Origin of the sequence: Liberibacter crescens BT-1, assembly GCF_000325745.1 — a bacterium.
In the GTDB taxonomy this organism is placed as follows: Bacteria; Pseudomonadota; Alphaproteobacteria; order Rhizobiales; family Rhizobiaceae; genus Liberibacter; species Liberibacter crescens.
Window position 1 is genome coordinate 678,368 of record NC_019907.1, and the last position, 18,646, is coordinate 697,013.

Genomic DNA, 18,646 nt, shown 5'->3' on the forward strand with positions numbered 1-18,646 from the left:
TTTAATTTAAAGGGCTCCAAAGTACTTTTTTAATATCTGAAGCCCCAGTTGCGAGCATTACAAGACGATCAAATCCTACAGCCATACCACTTGTTTGAGAAGGTATTAATGGTAAGCACTTTAAAAAATCTTCATCAATTGGATAAATTTCTTTATAAATACGCTTTTTTTCTGCCATTGTTTTTTCAAAACGACAACGTTGTTCAATAGGGTCAGTAAGTTCTCCAAAAGCATTTCCTAATTCAATTCCACAAGCATAAAGTTCAAAACGTTCTGAAAAACGTGGATCATCAGGACAAGTTCTTGCCAACGTAGCTTCTACCATAGGATAACGATCAAGAATGCTACAACATTTTATACCAAGATTTGGTTCAATTTTTTCAACGAGGACGCGAGAAAAAATATCAGACCAAGTATCATCATTTGCTACATGTATTCCTGATTTTTTTGCTTGTAAAGCAAGAAGATCTTGATCGACATCGCCACAATTATTGATTGTGGAAACAAGATCAATATTGGCATAGCGGGAAAAAGCGTCAACAACATGTATACGTTCTGGTGGTTTAAATGGATCACAAGAGATTCCTTGAAAAGAGAACAGCTTTGTTTGAGTTGTTTTTGCTGCGATACGTATAATATCCATGCAATCATCCATCAATTTTTCGTAGGATTTTTCTGTACGATACCATTCTAACATTGTAAATTCTGGATGATGGATGGTGCTATATTCACCATTCCTCCAGACATGTTCAAAACAGAAAAGTTTTTTTTTCTCCAGCGGCCAGAAGCTTTTTACAAGAAAATTCTGGAGAACTCTGTAAATAAAGAGTTTTTTTTGCTGATCGGCGGTAATTATTTGTGTAGAAAAGGCTTGTAAATGTGTTTCATTGCCAGGCGAAACTTGAAGAGATGAAGAATCAATTTCAGTAAACTTTTTTTCTATAAAATATGTACGTATAGAATTTTTAATCTTATTACGTTCGATAAGAAATAGTCGGCGATTTAAATGAATATCTGGGTTCCACCAACATAAATCAGATGATTTATACATTATAAAATTTTCTTCTATTAATTTTAAAAGGATACTATGGTTTTCTAATTGATTTTAAGTTACTCAAACTCAATTAATAAATTAAAGTACTTATAAAAATTCAATTTAACTATCATTAAAAACAGAAAGTTACAAGGAATTCTAATATATGGTAAAAGTTATTGCTTCTTCTTTGCGTAAAGGTAACGTTATTGATGTAGAGGGTAGGCTTTATGTTGTACTCACTGCTAAAAATTTTCATCCAGGAAAAGGAACCCCTATCACTCAAATTGATATGCGTCGTATTTCTGATGGCATCAAAGTATCTGAACGTTGGCGCACAACAGAGCAAGTAGAGAGGGCTTTTGTTGAAGATATCCAGTTCCAGTTTTTATATGAAGACACTGAAGGCTTCCATTTTATGAATCCGGAAACTTATGATCAGGTTGTTGTTAGTCCAGAAGTAATGGATAGCCAAAAGATGTATTTGCAAGAAGGAATGATTGTTACGATATCAATTTATGAAGGTATTGCTTTGTCAGTAGAAATGCCTCGTAGTATAACGCTTGAAGTCATTGAAACAGAGCCAACTGTTAAAGGACAAACTGCTTCTGCTTCTTATAAACCCGCTATTCTATCAAATAATATACGTACTACAGTGCCTCCACATATTAATGTAGGTGATCATATTGTTATATTAACAGAGGACGGTTCTTACATTGAGCGTGCTAAAAATTAAGATAATTATTTAAAATGAGAGCTATCATCCTTTGAAGATGTTAATTCTTCATGCAATATCTGAAGCTCAAGCCATTGTTCTTGTTTGTCTTCCAGGTCTTTGTATAATAATTCAAGTTCAGCAACAAAATGATTGAATTTTGATTGTTGTTCTGAAAAGAGTGATGAATTAGATAGTTTTTTCTCATATATAAGGATTTTTTGTTTTATATGTTCAATATCTTCAGGTAACTTTTCTAGGAGAAATTTCTGATGATATGCAAGCTTGGTTTGTTTTTGAGAAGGTTTAGATTCTTGTGTTGTTGAAGGAATTTTATTTAATTTTTTTGAAAGAGATTCTTGACATAATTGCGTTTTTTTCTGCTTCTGTATAAGCATATCTGAATACCCTCCAGCATACTTTATCCAATGGCCATTCAGATTTTCAGGATGAGCAGGGGTAATAATTGATTTGACTGTCTGATCTAAAAAATCTCGATCGTGGCTTGCAATTAAAACTGTGCCTGTGAATTGATTTATGATTTCTTGTAAAAAATCCATAGTTTCCATATCAAGATCATTTGTAGGTTCATCCATAATTAACACGTTATAAGGTTGAGCCATCATGCGTGCTAAGATTAATCTCATTCTTTCTCCACCAGAGAGATTACGGATTGGTGTATGTGCTTGATCAGGTTGAAATAAAAAATCTTGCAAATAACCCATGACATGGCGTGGCTGTTCATTAATCATCAAAGTATCTTTAAGCCCACCTGTTAGATAAGAAAAAACAGTTGTATCTTGATCAAGAATTTCTCTTTTTTGGTCAATAATAGCAATTTTTACGTTTAACCCCAATCTTACTGAACCTGAATCTGGAGGAATCTGTCCTGTAATTAACTGTAGGAGGGTTGTTTTCCCTATACCATTTTGTCCAACAAAGCCAATACGATCACCAAAATAAATCCGTAGAGAAAAATTGTTTATAACAGGATAAGAACCATAAGTTTTGATAATATCATTGACTTCTATAGCAAGTTTACCCGAAGTTGTTGTATTCTGGAAGTCAGATTGTAATTTCCTTTCGGAAGATTTATTATTGCGAAGTTGTTGTTGCATTTCATTGAGTTCTTTTACACGACGCACATTTCGTTTACGTCGTGCAGTGACGCCATATCGTAACCAGTTTTTTTCAGATTCAATTTTCTTTTTTAAGTTATGAGTACGGATTTTTTTTTCTTCTATAATTTTATTTCGCCATTCTTCAAAATAGGAGAAGTTTTCATCAAGAGAATACAGATTAGAATTGTGTAGCCAAATTGTTTTCGTAGAGACTTTTTCTAAGAATCGACGATCATGAGAAATAAATATTAATGCGGAACCAATACGAATCAGCTCTTCTTCAAGCCACTGAATAGTATAAATATCCAGGTGATTTGTTGGCTCGTCCAGAATCAAGATATCTTGATGGACAGAAAGAATTTTAATGAGACATACACGACGCATTTGTCCAACGGAAAGATTCGTTAAGATTTCTTTTCCTGTTAAACAAAAAAATCAAGTAAGAAAGTTATACGATGTAAATCAGAGTTATGATGTATTGAGCTAATATTCAGATAATCATCTACAGTAGAAAAATTACTGAAATCAGGGTTTTGTTCAAGATATCCGATAGTGGCAGAAGGATGACGAAAAACTTCACCAGAGTATGTCTCTAAGACTCCAACTGCAATTTTTAATAAAGTAGATTTCCCAGAACCATTACGTCCAATCAGGCAAATACGTTCGCCTGATTTTACTTGTAAACAAGCATCCCTTAATAAAGGAACACCACCAATTGTTATATTAATATTATCAAGTTTTATTAGAGGTAACGTCATTAATTTAAATAATCGTAAGGGCGACAAAGGAGAAAGGCATGACCTTTTTTAATCATGATAGTAATTTCTTTTTCTACATTATTTGAAAGAGTACGGGATGAACCAAAGGGTAAAAAAAATTATTTAAGAGATATCGTGCACCAAAGATAGTAAGACCTTCTATATCTGAAAGAGCAATCACAGAAAATAAACTTCCAGGAGGTAAATCAAAGCTCTGTTTTCCAGGAGTAAGGATAAAAGCTTCTTCATTACCTGAAGTTAATATGATTTGAATATTGCGATTAATCAATGACATAGATAGCATTAAATGTTGAAGAGCATGATCAAAGCGTTGACCAGAGAAAGCTCCTATAAGCAAAATACTTTTTGCATTCATTTCTAAAGCTTTATTTATAGCGATTTCACTATCTGTTTTATTTTTTTCTGGGATATAGGAGACCCGTTCTATGAATTTCCATCTTTCAAGAAGGGTATCATTAGAAGAATCAAAATCTCCAATCCATAATTCCGGTATAATACCTAATGTATCTGCATGTCGTATGCCTCCATCGACTGCGATAACACGGCGCCCATTTATGAAATCCAAAAGACGTTTTGTTATAACAAGATCTCCATTAAGAAGAATACTGAAATTGCAAGATATTTCTGATTTCATTGTTGATGTCATATTTTATTTTCAGACCAATAATTTATAAAACGGTCATAGCCATGATGATATTAAAGTAATTTTTATTTTAGAATATATAAAATATTTAAAAGGATTCATCAGAAATTTTTAATGAAAATGTTATTTCGTGATATAAAATAATTTTAGAGTATAGCTTTTATGAAAGAGTAATGAGATATTTACGGTAGTCATGAAAAATTGTTTAAAAATTTTATAAAAAATTATTACTTATTTAATAAATCTAAAGATTTTTTAACTAATATTAATATCACGTATTTAGTAGATTGGATTTTTATCAAGTCCAAATATTCTTAATAGAAAGTGGGTAAGCTAATGTTTATTAATATCATAGCACGTATTCTTGCCTTTTTTATAATTATAATCAGTACAAAAATTGCTTATGCTGAAGCACCTACCTTTATTCAACAGTTTCAGGCGTGGGGTTCATATTATTATAATTCCAAACAAGGTAAGATTTGTTATATAGTTTCAGTTCCTGTCGAAAAAGCGCCTGCTAGTGTGGATCATGGGAAAAACTTTTTTATTGTTTCTCAAAAACCTGGAAATAAGGTTTCATACGAACCTCAATTAATGGCAGGTTATAATTTATATAGTAAATCAAAAGTAACTGTTCAGATTGATAGTAAAAAGTTTATAATGTTTACACGTGATAAAGGTGCATGGCTTGAAAATGCAGCTGAAGAACCTCAGTTAATTAATGCTATGAAAACGGGTAAAAAAATGAATATTTCTGCAAAATCAGGGCGTGGAACTACGACAACATATTCATATTCTTTAGAAGGTATTTCAGCAGCATTAAAAAACATTAAGAATTGTAAATAAAACATTTTTTCTGCAATAAATGCAATACTACAGATATGGAGTTTCATTGGCTATCAATGGGAATGATATGGTTTTATTATGATAAAGTAATCAATAAAATTTTTTGTTTATACTCTCGTATCTTATTTTGGATACGGGATTTAACTATCATTTTTAAGTATTGAACTTAAAATGAATAATGTCTCCATCTTGAATCAGGTACTCTTTTCCTTCATCACGAGCTTTACCAGCTTCTTTAGCACCATTTTCTCCTCCTAAAGAGATATAGTCTTCATAAGAAATCGTCAAAGCACGTATAAAACCGCGTTCAAAATCAGAATGAATAACACCTGCAGCCTGTGGTGCTTTTGTTCCATTAGGAATTGTCCAAGCACGTGTTTCTTTAGGGCCTACTGTAAAATATGTTATTAAATTGAGCAATTGGTATCCAGAGCGAATGAGTCTTTCGAGTCCTGACTCATAAAAGTTTAATTCTTTCATGAAGAGAAGAGCTTCTTCTTCAGGAAGTTGCGCTATTTCACATTCAATTGCAGCAGATACAATTATTGAATTTGTTGATTGTGTTGATGCCAGGCTTGATATAGCTTTCGTATAGGCATTACCTATCAATATATCACTCTCTGATACATTGCAGACATAGAGAACAGGTTTCGATGTTAAAAGATTGAAGCTTTTTAGCATACTCAATTCTTCAGCATCCAGGGATTTTAATAGGTTTCGTACAGGTTTCCCGTCATGTAAAAATTTTAAAGATGAATCAATTAGTGATTGCATTTTTGGTAAGTCTTGAATATTTTTCCCACTTTTTTTACGTGTCTTTTCAATGAGACGCTCAAGTCTTTCAATATCAGCCAGCATTAATTCTGTTTCTACAGTTTCGAGATCAGAGACAGGATCAATGCGATTTTCTATATGGGCAATATTTTTGTCTTCAAAACAACGCAGTACATGTAGAATGGCATCAACTTCACGGATATTAGCAAGAAACTGATTTCCAAGACCTTCACCTTTTGATGCACCACGTACTAAGCCTGCGATGTCTACGAAGGAGATACGAGCAGGAATCAACTCTTTAGAGCTTGCTATCTTTGCAAGTATATGCATGCGTGCATCAGGTACTCCGACTTCAGCTGTGTTTGGTTCTATTGTACAAAATGGATAATTTTCTGCTTGAGCTATTGCGGTGCGTGTTAGTGCATTAAAAAGTGTTGATTTACCAACATTGGGAAGTCCTACAATGCCACATTTAAAACCCATAAGATAAACCTTTTTATAATAATTTTTATAGTCTTTTATTAAACAAAGCCAGATAATAAGGTCAAAAGTATTTTGGTATTTATATTTAATCAACACCTACTTTAAATCAATCTTATTATTTCTTATGAAGGTTAAAGATATACGCTCAGAATTGCAATAAGGGGGTGTTTGGTGGAGTAAAGGGGGATAAAAGTCGGTTTAAAAATAATGAATCTTCTTTTTTTACAAGTAATGGAATATGACAAGAAATAGATTTTAACAAAGGATATAACCAAGTTTTTTCGTCTTTTGAAAAATCACTTAAAACATATTGAACAACAAGTTCTTTTGAGCCTGGATGAGAAATACCAAGACGTAGGCGTTTATAATCGTTGCCACAGATGCTACTAATAGACTTTAATCCATTATGTCCACCATCACTTCCTCCAGTTTTTAAACGTACCTTGCCAGAAGGTAAATCAAGGTCATCATGAATGATTAGGAAATTACTTATGGATAGCTTATAAAATTGCATTAGGCTTTCAATGGCTTTACCAGAACAGTTCATAAAAGTTTGTGGTTTTAAAAGAAAGGTTTTTATGCCGTCCAATTTTCCTTCTGATATTTCTGAAGAATATTTTTTTTTCCAAGGAGAAAAATCATAGGCAGAATGAATAGCATTGACAGCCATAAAACCAATATTATGACGATTATCAAGATATTTATAACCTGGATTACCGAGACCAGCGATGATAAACATCATCAGACCTTTGCTATCATAAATTCTTTTACAGAAGAATATCACATAAGAAACAACTTATTTTATTATATCTTACTCTTATAAAGCATTAAAATCAATGCCTTATGATAAGGTAAAACATAAATCACTTTATTGATTTCAATAAATAATGATTTATTTTTTGGTTTTATCTCCATTTTTGAGAGATTTCTTTTATAGTCAATTTTAGGTTCAAGAACAAAAAATACATACCCTGAAAACCAAGGGTTTTAGCCAAGGTGCGATCAAAATCGCCCCATTGATTTTGCTGAGTTTTCTTTATGGCCTAGTCTTACCTAAATTCCTTTTGAGAGCTTTTTTGCAGCTTGATAAGCGAGCCGTGTTTTATCGGCAGCTCTGGTGTAGACCTCAGGGTTGGGTGATGGGATTAATATTCTTAATGTATATTTAATTGTCAGAATAAAAATATTCTTTACGTATATTTTTCCTTTACACCCCCGAAAATATTTCATAGAGTTTAGTTGCAGCGGTGAGGGGGGTACCCCGTGTGGCTTACTAGCCCACCGCTGTAACGATTAAGGGCGGGTTAGTAAATGAACTGGAGGAGTTAGGAAAGAGAGTAAAGAGGAAGACCCCTAACTGTCATCTGACGATGACAGCTTTGTGGTTCGTTAATAAGGAGAACGAAACTTTAGAATTTGTAACCGATTCCAGCAAGGAGTGTTTGTTGCTGAGCCTTAGTACTTTCTTTCTTCCTGAATGAGGCAAAACGGTATTCTGCGCGGGCAAAAATATTATCGGTAATGGCATAATCAACACCAACGCCTACTGTCGGCCCGTTGAATGTTTTCTTATTGATCACTGAATTAATGTCCTGAGTGAACTTGGCCTTGCTAAAAGACCACCCAGCCGTAGCATATACGAGGGCCCTATCAAGTGAATATCCTAAGCGGGCTCTTATAGAACCATAAAGTTCTGTACTTCCCTTGGCGTTGACGTTTATTGTAGGACTACCATCTATTGTGAAACTAAGTTTTTTCTTTTTAAAAGCATAACCAAGGTCGCCTTCCACGCCATAAACAATATTTTCTTGTTGGAAATTAAAACCTGCGAAACCACCAATAGCCGGGCTGGTGATATTTAATTTCTCTGGCTCATTAGACGTACTTGTGACTGGGTCTTTATATCTTGCTGCGCTAACACCACCTAGAACACCGCCGTATGCGCCTTCCCAAGAGAAATTACCAGAATTCGAACCCGTGGGCTGTGACGCAGCATGAGGAATATTATCTACATTATTCACGGCGTCAGCGGCATAAGCAAAATTTGCAGTGCTTGCCAACAATGAAAGCATTAAAAATCTTTTCATTTTTCACTCTCCCTTAATTGAATTCCTACCCATATATGATTCGAGTTAAAAATGTATATGATATTCTTGCAGCTTTTAAAATTTTTTTAACTAAAAGTTTAAATATGTTGAATGTATATTGTTCTTCTATAGAAATTAACCAAGACGAGAACGGGGATACCCACAGTTGAGAAACGGTTAGTTGATAAAATCTACAACATTTCATATCTTATATTTGGCTTACTGATTGCAAGAATCGTTGGGTTGTCTGGATTAATGACCAAAGGTTTTCACAAGATTTAATCCTCATAAACCCCTCGCGTTTCTCTGCCATCGTACAAAGGTCAAGCAGGAAATTTCCACAGCATCCGTGTAAAATTCATTGACTCTTTTGTTGATAGAATTGATACTTTTAATCAAAGGTAGTGATTCTATAAAGAGAAGCATTACAGGGTACAACTGAAAGATTGCAAGGGAATGAGCGAAGAAGATAAAACGAAGTATGTAACACGTACAGAATATCTAAAAATTTTAGCTTTAATTAAATGCATTGAGGGATTTTTCATTCGAAACCACTCTAGCGTTATTATCCGTAACTCAACAAGACCATCAAACAGTTGAACGTTTAAAAAAAATTCTTTACACCCATAGCTGTATGACGCTGCTTATACAGCACTTATCATCAATAGATGACAATATTAATTCATAGTGGTTATTCAATGTCTAATGAATTTTACGAAAATGTGATTCCTCTGCGTCCTAATAATCCAGAAGATATAGCAAAAAAAATTTTGGATGCCACAAGAAAAAATGCTTTCCACAAGACACATAAAAAGGATAGCTTTTTCTTAATGGATGAGAAAATGTCAGAAATATCTTTAGATAACAGGGTAACGCATCTCGAAGAAGGTTTTAAAGGCCTGAACGACCGTTTTGATAAACTAGAAAATAAACTTGATGCCAAGTTTGACAAAATTGAAGCTAAATTTGATGCCCTTGCCGATAAGGTAAACACCGTTAACAGCAGTCTCGTTGATAAAATAAACAAACAAGAGAACAATTTTATTGAGCTGAAGTCAACTTTGGTCACCCTACGTTATATATCTACTTATTTAATGCCTCTTGTAACAGCAATAGTTGTTGCAGGGATATCGTATTTTTTAAAACCTACTAAGCATTTTCCTATTAATTGATTATATTACAGATTTCTGTATTGTAAGTTAGAGACGTAAGAATGTGTAGCAACGACACCAAAGATTACGAAAATAATTTCGATTTTTTACGTCTTCTTGCTGCGCTTATGGTTTTTTTGCAGCCACCAATTTGTTTTAGATGGGTTTCATGAACCAATTATCTTCCCAAACCAAACCTTTGGGTTTTTAGGGGTTGTTATATTTTTTTCGATAAGCGGTTTTTTAATTTCACAAAGCTGGGAGAAAGACCCCTCATGGATAAGATTTATCCTAAAAAGATTTCTTCGGGTTTACCCCCCCCATAATATTTATGCTGTTAATCACAGCTTTTATTCTTGGCCCGTTTTTAACAAATTATAAAATACATCATTATTTTGTTAATATTATTTTTATAAAATATTTTTTTCCTCTTATCCTGAAAATGTATCATAGTGAATTACCAGGTGTTTTTATAAAAAACCCTTTTCCTAAAGTTGTAAATGGTAGTATATGGACTATACCAGCAGAAATATACTGTTACATTTTAGTAATGGTATTTGGTATTTTTGGATTCTTTAAAAAACGTTCAAGAATATTTATCCTTTTGATTTTTTCAATAATTCTTCATGTTGTAAAACCTTTATCAAGAACTAAGTGGCTTATTTTTGAATTTATATACGGCTTATTCTTTTTCTATAATATAAATTTGTTAACAAAAAAACCAATATACGTTATGTTGTTCTTTTTTATTAGCTCAGCTATATTTTTTAAAATAGGGTACCAAAACCTAATATTCGAAATGTCTTTACCTCCTTGTATTTTACTTTTAGGTATTTATAAAATACCATTCTTTTTTAGAATAAAAGAATATATAGGCGACTTGTCATATGGAGTATATATTTATGGGTTCCCAGTTCAACAAACTATTTCTTCCTTGTATGGTTCAAAAATTTCTTTCTCCTTAAATTTTTTATTATCACTATTATTAACGATTGTTTTTTCTTTTCTTTCATACAACTACATAGAAAAACCAATACTTAAACTAAAGCCTTCAAGGAAATATTAAAGAAGTTTATATTTTCCTGTTAAGCCTGTTATTTACTTTTCACGATTAGAATGAGGATTTCTTGCAATCCTAAAAATTTTCTTGTTAACAACTTTTATGCCACGGAACCTCTAAAGTTAACTATAGTACGATTTATAGCCAAAACCCACAATAAAGGCATAGGTATTCGAGTTATCTCAGATAACTCTGTTATAAATTGCTATAATGAATTAAATTTTATTTATAATTAATTGCTAAAAATTTTGCTGTTTTTCTCAACCGCATTCTCCTCACTCATTATTCCTCCTTGTTTAACTTCCTCTAGTGTTTTTGAGGTTTTTGTAAGGTTGGCGGCAGTTATTTTTCTGCTTTTAGATGGTGTTGAATTGTTAAAAGCAGTTGAATGTGTGGTATCTATTGGTTCCTCTGAAAGAATAGCTATGGCACTTCTTAATGCTTGAGCTTTAGATCGATCATCAGATACTTCATAAAGCTTTAAAAACTCATCAAATTTACAATCCAGAGGGCTATTAAAGTTTCCAGGTCCTTTACCTAATCCACGCAAGAGCCAATCTAAAGACACTTTGTATCTTCTCGAATATATCTCGCAAGCTCTTACTACTCCACGATGACCATTTTCATGTGCAGCGTATGTCTGATATTTAATACCTAAAGCTTCGGATGCTTCTCTTGCAGTGTTGTATCCTGCGTATTTTCTTGCAGCTTTAAGCCTTTTTCCAACATCATTTAAATTTTCTATAATATACATTATGCATAAAATATTATGCTTTAGGTGTTGACTTTATATTTATACTTAAAGAATAATATTTGTTACGAATAATCGATACACGAGCTTCGCCCCCAACATCTTTGGGCCTGATCAAGATAACAAAGACACTTCAGAACAATACCTGTCAACGTTATCGTCTTATCGTTAGAACAGGCGCAGGATGTATTAGAGTCCTATGGAGAAGCTATAGGAAATGCTGATTATGTAGGTGTTTCTATTACACAGCCTTCTCTTGTAACAGGCATAAAAATGTGGCTCAGGGACAAGGCGGAGGTCATGGTATGCGTTTTCAGGGTATTGTTTCGTTTGTGAGAAGAAGAGCCATCAGCCTAGAATAAAGAACAGATAACCGACTAAGTTGGTAGCTTGGCAGTAAACATTGCTACTTTTCCATGTTGTCTTACGCTAATTTTTTTAAAAAAGCGAGATAAGGTTGCTTCAAGATCAGCTAACGTATCGTGCTGATTATCAAAAATTCCTTTTTTATTATAAAGATTCATTAATCTACAGCCTAGCCAGTTATGGATAACTTGGTCTCCAAGAATGGTAGCGCCGTATAGCGTACCGTTTGCAGTTAAGTGTTGACGCAGAAAATCAAATACCGCTGCTGCTTTTATAGGCATATTGCCTGGCAGGCAGTGGAGTAAGTAGAAAAGAGAAATGGATTCGAACTTTTGATTTCCTAGTTTCTCAGTAGGATTAAGAATATCTTCTTGTATTAATAAAGGCTGAAAATGCTTAATTCGGTTGCGTGTTGCCTCAAGGCTGTTGTAGTTTAAGTCGAATAAAGCAATCTTTTGTTCTTTGAACAAGAAACTATGTGCCAAATAATAGCCAGTGCCGACTCCTACATCGAGATGGTTTGCACTGAGGTATTTTTGGAAGAAAGGAAGTAACACTGAACTTGTTGGACACCGCCATACGTACGAATTAGAAAACCCGAGCACCCACCAGTCGTATATTTTCAAGGTTAGCGGTGAGTAAACGGCTGAGCCGTTTTGAGTATCGTGATTTAACTTTCTTTGCATAATAGATGTTTCCTAATATATAAAAACATATGAAAAAGAGAATTTTTATTGAGTTCAATATTTTTCATGTAGTAGTAATTAATATTTGTATGTAATATTGATTATTATATACTTTAAATCGAGTAAAATCTTACTGTACACGCACGATTGTTTTGGATAACTGGGTGGTGGTATGAATTTTTGTTTGTACGCCAAAAGTGACTGGTAGGGATTGCATCAGTGCGTAAGGTTTAAATCCAATGAAAGCCTTTTGCCATGAGTCCAGCCAGACCAAGGGCGACAGCGATGAGAGCACCGAAGGTAAGGATGAGATTATATTTCATCTCGGTGAGTAGATCATTTCTGGTACTGGAAATTTCCTTGGATAAACGATTCTCTACATGAGAGATTTCGGTTCTGACTTCTGCTATTTCAGTACGTACGTTTGCTATCCGAATAAAAAGCATTGAGAAGGTTAGGAATAAAAGACCAGAAGGATACCTGAAGATTATATCCTCGTTGGTTCCTGCCATTTTAAAGGTTTCTGGAGACGAAGATGGTTCTGCCATAAAGCATATTCACAGGATAGAGAGAATAGTTGTCAAACCTGAGCATAAAGACGGCTGAGGCTTTTAAAGCATTGCTGGCGCCTGCGCCGTATAAGGGTATTTATGGGGGACGTGGTTCAGGGAAGTCACATTTTTTTGCAGAGCTTTTGGTTGAGGATCATTTATTAACCCCTGGACTTTTATCTGTTTGTGTTCGAGAGGTTCAGAAGTCACTTGAACAATCGGCGAAACGTCTGATTGAGAAGAAGCTTGTTGATTTTGGATTGGGAGCAAAACACGGCTTCAAGGTTTTTCGGGATCGTATACAGACTCCAGGCGATGGATTGATTATCTTTCAGGGTCTTCAGGATCATACGGCGGAGTCAATCAAATCACTGGAAGGGCTTTGATGCACATGTCTACAAGGACACTGCAGGTCTTCTAACCATTGGCTATGGTCATCTGATAAAGCCAGGAGAACATTTTACCACGATTACCAGAGAGCAGGCGGAAGAGCTTCTTCAAAAGGAACTTCGTGAGCTGGAAACACTGAAGGTTCTTCCTGAAGAAATAGAAATCAAAATCCCGTTTCCGGTTTACGATTAAGGCAGGATTGGTTCTTGCGGGCTCAAAACCGGTAACCCAACCTTCTGCACAAGCCTATAAGGATGCCAGAAAATACGAGATAAGCAGTTACAGTCGTGTGAAGCAGAACCTTTATCATCTGCAATCCTGTCTGGCTTCTGGTCATCCATTCACGTTTGGGTTTAACGTTTTTGATAACTGGTACAGGAAACCTCTTGCAACTGTTATCCCTCTTCCTGCCTCGGATTCAAAAATTATTGGTGGACATGCTGTTCTCTGTGTGGGCTATGACAATAAAAAGCAACTGTTCAAGTTCCGCAACTCATGGGGAGAAAATATAGGTGAAAAAGGATACTTCTATATGCCTTATGCCTATATCCTTGACACGAAGATTTGTAGCGACTTCTGGATGATCAAGGCTGTAAAAGATTAAGAATTATACCATTTCCTGCTTCCTTCTCTGATAACAATAAAGGATGCGGGAAATGACCAAAAAGTCTTACCTTTTTAGGTGCGACTAAACAGATGATGAAAGCCTTGAAAATCAAGGGGTTTTAATTGAAAGAATATTAATATATAAAAATTAATCATGCAACAAATGCTCTAATTATGGATTCTTGAAAAGAAAAAAGAGATGGATAGTATAATAAAATTTCCCTTTTTAATTTTTAGTACTCAGGAGAAAATGAATGATTATCATGCTGACGATATGAAGCATGGAGATATCAGCGAAGAGGAGATGAAAGAAAATTATAGGCTGATTTTTTTCTCAAGAAAGATCAACCCGTATTTAACAGAAGATAAAATTGCCAGCGCTAAGATTTTATTCGAAGAATTTCGTAAACTTTCGCATTTTTTTTCGTTTTACGGAAAATATAAACAGATCATTCTTAAAATGATTGATCATATGGAGGAAAATACCCAGTCTATTTTTACAGATCCTTTGATAAACAAGGGATTAAGCGAACACCAAGGGATATCCCTGATATTACAAAAAATAGAACAAACAATTTGTGAAAACATTAATTGGGAGAAAAAAATTATAGAGAGAGATAAGAAAGACAAAATAATCTCTTCTCTTTCACAGATCAATGTTCCACATTTTAATAGATTATGTGATTTTATTAATGGCTTGGCAATATGCATTCATGACATATGGTCCTTGCGTATAACAATAGAATCTCTTGATATAACAGAAAGGAGTTTTGCTGCAAACATTTCTTTCTGGGCACAAGATCATTTCGGGCTTGATGATGGTGATATACAAAACAAATTGTATCATCTTTTCAGAATTTTTAGAATATGGTTTTTACTTCAAAGATGGGATCAATATGATTATAAGCCGTTTATCACAGAAATGAATTTTAAGAAAACAATTCATGGATCCATTGGATATGAACAACAGTAAATGCAGTTTCTCTAGAGAACTATTGTTGTATTAATCAGGTTGCGTGTTGAAATTATCCTCCTAAAACTCTTCTTGTCTAATACCTTTAAACATTGTTTCGGCATAAATAAGGGAAAACTATATTCATATAAAGAACCAGATGAATATAGTTCATCGACATTCCATATTTTAAACAGATAGAGAAGATATATGTTTCATTACAGGAGCATTTTAAATGCAAGGCATTTAAAAGGATATGATTATGACTATAATTCCTATTTTAAAAAAACAGTCAAACCTGGACTGGAAGAGAACATTGCAAGTCTACAAAAGACATTTGACTACATTAATAAAAAGATTACCGATTTGGATAAGGATATAAATTTCCTAAGACAGAAAAATCCTAAAATTTGCAAGACAATTATTAAAGATTGTCTCAGAGAAATGATCGTATCTGGCATGAGTATTTCTAAAACTCTTATAGAACTAAATTCAAGTGAGATTGAAGAAGGATATCTTTTTTGTCTTCAAGAATTATCTTCTGAAGCTTTGGTAAAGGTTACAGAAGATCTTATTAATGATTTATATAGCAATGAATCATGTATAGATAGGGGTATTATTCCTATCCCTTCTGGGATTGCGTATCTCATTCGAAAGGAAGAAAAAAATCTTTATCCTGCTATTGGCTGTTTTCATGATATGAGAGTTGATCTTTGCAAGGTAAGAAACGATGTTGTCTATATGTTGGAAGAGTTACGTTCAAAGAAATAGAAAGTATAAATAACAATCTGAGAAGAAAAATAAACCGTTCTTTATGTGTATGTGCCCAGATAATGAATGTGACGTTTTCTTTTTAATCATAAAAAAGACACAATCTATATTACATTTTAGCCCTTTAAGGCTGGTGTATGAAGTAAGATCGAAGATTAAAGTTATTGAATTTAATTGCTGTTAACACCACTATCAAAAAGACTTCTGAGTAGAAAAAGTTACCGTTTTTATTTAGTACGTTTTTAATCTATATACAATATAAAACGAGTTTGAATAAAGTTAATCTTAAAACTTTTACTAAAGCAAATGACGCTCACTTATGAAGCTTGATTTTATACACAGTTTAAAAAACATGCACATAACATATTAAAAAGCTCTACAAAAAGAAACTTTATAAAGCGTTAATTACTTATTAACCTAATGCTACCATAGGATACTGGAAAAAGCAACAATATTTTCAACCATAAGTAAATTATTTTAAATAAATATTAACAATTTTATTCAAAAATCAATTTTTTAATAAAATGCAGGAGAATAAATTGAAAGTATCTGCTTCTTTTATTAATTTTTTTAAAAAAATTACTATTTTTTTATTTCTTTTAGTATTACTTCTTGTTCTTCAACATACATGCAAAGAAAAAAAATAGCACGTAAAGAATACTTTTCTTCTAAGGAATATGGTGTGAAGCCAAGTGAGCGTGTATATTATGGACGAAATATTCCTAAAGGAGGAGGGTATCATATGGTTGGAAAACCATATAATATCAGGGGTATTTGGTATAAACCTCACGAAGATTTAAACTATGATAAAATAGGTATGGCTTCATGGTATGGAGAATCCTTTCATGGTCGCTTAACAGCAAATGGAGAAATTTATGATAAAAATTATCCTTCTGCTGCACACCCAACATTTCCTTTACCCAGTTATGCTCGTGTTACAAGTCTTGAAACGGGCTCATCTCTAATTGTTCGTGTTAATGATCGCGGACCATATTATAGAGGAAGAATAATTGATCTTTCTCATAAGGCAGCAGAACTGCTTAGCATACAAAATAAAGGTGTTGGTATGATGCGTGTGACATACTTAGGGAAGGCTAGATTGGATGGAAAAGATAAAAAATTTCTTTTATCTTCTTTCAAGAAGAATAATGGTTCAATCAAACTTTCCTTGCCAAAAGAGTTAAGTCATCATTTCAATGTAGGTTTACCAAATAAATTTTCGAGTTTAGCTGCTAATAATTTTCCTATACTAGTAACAAATGCTCCTATTCCATTAAAACGTCCTGATATCTCACAAAATTTAAGTAAATATTAATTATGACTTTTCAGTAAGCTTTTAGAAACTTTTAGAGAAATATATGTGAAAACTTATGCCGCGTCGTATATTTAAAGATAAGAGTAAAAATGTCCTCTTATGCAGGAATCATAAATTAGATTCTTGAAAAGAACAAAAACAGATTTCTGGATAAAATAAATCTTTGTGGTATCAAAAGAAGGTAACTGATATGCTTCAGTATCTTGATTTTCTTGGTTATGTACTTGAGAATGGCTCCGATCGTTTGGATCGTACTTCTACTGGTACACGTGGTATTTTTGGCTATCAAATGCGGTTTGATTTATCACAAGGATTTCCTTTGCTAACTACAAAAAAGCTTCATATCAAATCTATTATCTATGAGCTTTTGTGGTTTTTAAAAGGGGACAGTAACATTGAATATCTTAAAAGGAATGGCGTGACCATATGGAATGAATGGGCTGATGAGACTGGTGATCTTGGCCCTGTTTATGGAGTTCAGTGGCGTTCCTGGCCTGATTATTGTAATGGTACTATTGATCAAATCTCTTCTGTGATTCACAATTTAATAACCGATCCGTATTCACGTCGTCATGTTGTGTCTGCCTGGAATGTATCATTACTAAATAAAATGGCTTTGCCTCCTTGTCATTGTTTGTTTCAATTTTATATTGATCAGAATAAATTATCTTGTCAGCTTTATCAACGCTCAGGGGATATTTTTCTTGGAATACCATTTAATATAGCATCGTATTCATTGTTAACAATCATGGTGGCGCATGTATTAGGATTAAAGCTAGGTGAATTCATTCATACACTTGGTGATGCCCATTTGTACAAAAATCATTTTGATCAAGCCAGGTTGCAACTTTCTAGACTTCCTGGCTCTTTACCAATTATGAAACTTAATCCTGATATTAAAAACATTTTTGATTTTCAATATGAAGATTTTATCTTAGAAGGCTATAGACCCCAAGGAGCTATTCCTGCAGTGGTATCAGTATGAATAACTTTCCAGAAATTATAATCATAGCTGCAGTGGCACGTAATGGAGTGATTGGTCAAAAAGGAAAGATTCCTTGGAGACTTTCCACTGATATGAAGCGGTTTAAGTCTCTTACCATTGGTAAGCCAATTATTATGGGACACAAGACGTTACAATCCATAGGAAAGCCTTTGCCAGAAAGACATAATATTATCGTGACACGTAATCAATCTTTAATCCTTAAGGATATAGAAATTGCTTTTTCTATCAAAGATGCTTTGGATATTGCGTTTAAAAAAGATACAGATAAAATATTTATTATAGGTGGAGGACAAATATATGCTCAGGTTATAGATATCGCAACAGTTTTACAAATCACATATATAGATTCTGATATTCAGGGTGATGTATTCTTTCCTCCGATTAACCCACATTGTTGGCAAAAAATAGAAGAGCTTTTTTTCCCTGTAGGAAAAGATGATTCCTATCCTACAAGGTTTACAACATATAAAAGATGCTGTACATAGAAATGAAGAAATTTTTATGTGATCTATGTTTTCGTCTAGATGTTTTAAAATTTAGATGTTATACGTGCTTTATTT

The 18,646-nt window shown here is 33.5% G+C and carries 20 protein-coding genes and 1 pseudogene; 12 read left to right on the forward strand and 9 right to left on the reverse strand.

Annotation, left to right across the window (positions count from 1 at the left end):
• Position 1 precedes the first annotated feature (1 nt).
• Positions 2-1,051, reverse strand: coding sequence for an EF-P lysine aminoacylase EpmA (gene epmA / locus B488_RS02990; RefSeq protein WP_015273034.1), 1,050 nt, complete (start codon positions 1,049-1,051; stop codon positions 2-4).
• 148 nt (positions 1,052-1,199) lie between these two features.
• On the opposite strand from epmA, the gene efp reads away from it, so the two are divergent.
• A complete protein-coding gene (gene efp, locus B488_RS02995) occupies positions 1,200-1,769 on the forward strand; it encodes an elongation factor P (protein WP_015273035.1) in 570 nt (189 codons plus the stop codon).
• A 5-nt stretch (positions 1,770-1,774) separates the two neighbouring features.
• Here the strand turns inward: efp and B488_RS03000 are convergent.
• Both B488_RS03000 and B488_RS03005 read right to left on the reverse strand, forming a co-directional pair.
• Positions 1,775-3,627: pseudogene (locus B488_RS03000) on the reverse strand (ABC-F family ATP-binding cassette domain-containing protein).
• Positions 3,628-3,700: 73 nt separating this feature from the next.
• Complete coding sequence (locus tag B488_RS03005; protein WP_244422708.1) at positions 3,701-4,282, reverse strand: thiamine diphosphokinase; 582 nt, start codon at positions 4,280-4,282, stop codon at positions 3,701-3,703.
• A gap of 345 nt (positions 4,283-4,627) precedes the next feature.
• On the opposite strand from B488_RS03005, the gene B488_RS03010 reads away from it, so the two are divergent.
• On the forward strand, positions 4,628-5,137 hold the full coding sequence (locus tag B488_RS03010; protein ID WP_015273038.1) for an invasion associated locus B family protein: 510 nt from the start codon (positions 4,628-4,630) through the stop codon (positions 5,135-5,137).
• Between the two features lie 153 nt (positions 5,138-5,290).
• Here the strand turns inward: B488_RS03010 and ychF are convergent, their stop codons facing one another.
• The 3 genes from ychF to B488_RS06835 all read right to left on the reverse strand — a co-directional run bounded on the left by ychF (position 5,291) and on the right by B488_RS06835 (position 8,481).
• Positions 5,291-6,394 carry a redox-regulated ATPase YchF gene (gene ychF, locus B488_RS03015; protein ID WP_015273039.1) on the reverse strand — a complete coding sequence of 368 codons (1,104 nt, stop codon included), beginning with the start codon at positions 6,392-6,394 and terminating at the stop codon, positions 5,291-5,293.
• A gap of 145 nt (positions 6,395-6,539) precedes the next feature.
• Positions 6,540-7,136, reverse strand: a complete 597-nt coding sequence (gene pth / locus B488_RS03020) for an aminoacyl-tRNA hydrolase (RefSeq protein WP_244422709.1) — start codon at positions 7,134-7,136, stop codon at positions 6,540-6,542.
• Positions 7,137-7,803: 667 nt separating this feature from the next.
• On the reverse strand, positions 7,804-8,481 hold the full coding sequence (locus B488_RS06835; protein ID WP_015273041.1) for an outer membrane protein: 678 nt from the start codon (positions 8,479-8,481) through the stop codon (positions 7,804-7,806).
• 668 nt (positions 8,482-9,149) lie between these two features.
• On the opposite strand from B488_RS06835, the gene B488_RS03030 reads away from it, so the two are divergent.
• Entirely contained in the window at positions 9,150-9,653 is a 504-nt protein-coding gene (locus B488_RS03030; RefSeq protein WP_144049196.1) for a hypothetical protein, read from the forward strand.
• 75 nt (positions 9,654-9,728) lie between these two features.
• Positions 9,729-10,013 (forward strand): acyltransferase family protein, encoded by a 285-nt coding sequence (locus B488_RS07490; protein WP_425277615.1) that lies wholly within the window; start codon positions 9,729-9,731, stop codon positions 10,011-10,013.
• 911 nt (positions 10,014-10,924) lie between these two features.
• On the opposite strand, the gene B488_RS06840 is transcribed toward B488_RS07490, so the two are convergent.
• The 3 genes from B488_RS06840 to B488_RS03050 form a co-directional block, all read right to left on the reverse strand.
• Positions 10,925-11,446 (reverse strand): helix-turn-helix domain-containing protein, encoded by a 522-nt coding sequence (locus B488_RS06840; RefSeq protein ID WP_051012109.1) that lies wholly within the window; start codon positions 11,444-11,446, stop codon positions 10,925-10,927.
• A 374-nt stretch (positions 11,447-11,820) separates the two neighbouring features.
• Positions 11,821-12,435: a class I SAM-dependent methyltransferase gene (locus tag B488_RS03045; RefSeq protein WP_244422710.1), complete on the reverse strand. Its 615-nt coding sequence runs from the start codon at positions 12,433-12,435 to the stop codon at positions 11,821-11,823.
• Between the two features lie 290 nt (positions 12,436-12,725).
• On the reverse strand, positions 12,726-13,043 hold the full coding sequence (locus B488_RS03050) for a hypothetical protein (RefSeq protein ID WP_015273046.1): 318 nt from the start codon (positions 13,041-13,043) through the stop codon (positions 12,726-12,728).
• A 29-nt stretch (positions 13,044-13,072) separates the two neighbouring features.
• On the opposite strand from B488_RS03050, the gene B488_RS03055 reads away from it, so the two are divergent.
• From B488_RS03055 to B488_RS03085, 8 genes are all read left to right on the forward strand, one after another.
• Positions 13,073-13,432, forward strand: coding sequence for a phage terminase large subunit (locus tag B488_RS03055; RefSeq protein WP_015273047.1), 360 nt, complete (start codon positions 13,073-13,075; stop codon positions 13,430-13,432).
• A gap of 37 nt (positions 13,433-13,469) precedes the next feature.
• On the forward strand, positions 13,470-13,628 hold the full coding sequence (locus B488_RS07495) for a lysozyme family protein (protein WP_425277616.1): 159 nt from the start codon (positions 13,470-13,472) through the stop codon (positions 13,626-13,628).
• On the forward strand, positions 13,624-14,040 hold the full coding sequence (locus B488_RS03060) for a C1 family peptidase (protein WP_081583169.1): 417 nt from the start codon (positions 13,624-13,626) through the stop codon (positions 14,038-14,040). The genes B488_RS07495 and B488_RS03060 overlap by 5 nt, the downstream gene beginning before the upstream one ends.
• 201 nt (positions 14,041-14,241) lie before the next feature.
• A complete protein-coding gene (locus B488_RS03065; protein WP_051012110.1) occupies positions 14,242-15,015 on the forward strand; it encodes a DUF3289 family protein in 774 nt (257 codons plus the stop codon).
• 189 nt (positions 15,016-15,204) lie between these two features.
• Entirely contained in the window at positions 15,205-15,765 is a 561-nt protein-coding gene (locus tag B488_RS03070) for a hypothetical protein (RefSeq protein WP_041770659.1), read from the forward strand.
• Between the two features lie 682 nt (positions 15,766-16,447).
• Positions 16,448-17,080, forward strand: coding sequence for a septal ring lytic transglycosylase RlpA family protein (locus B488_RS03075; protein WP_425277613.1), 633 nt, complete (start codon positions 16,448-16,450; stop codon positions 17,078-17,080).
• Between the two features lie 190 nt (positions 17,081-17,270).
• Positions 17,271-18,065: a thymidylate synthase gene (locus B488_RS03080; protein WP_015273053.1), complete on the forward strand. Its 795-nt coding sequence runs from the start codon at positions 17,271-17,273 to the stop codon at positions 18,063-18,065.
• Entirely contained in the window at positions 18,062-18,571 is a 510-nt protein-coding gene (locus B488_RS03085) for a dihydrofolate reductase (protein WP_015273054.1), read from the forward strand. The genes B488_RS03080 and B488_RS03085 overlap by 4 nt, the downstream gene beginning before the upstream one ends.
• Positions 18,572-18,646: the final 75 nt, after the last annotated feature.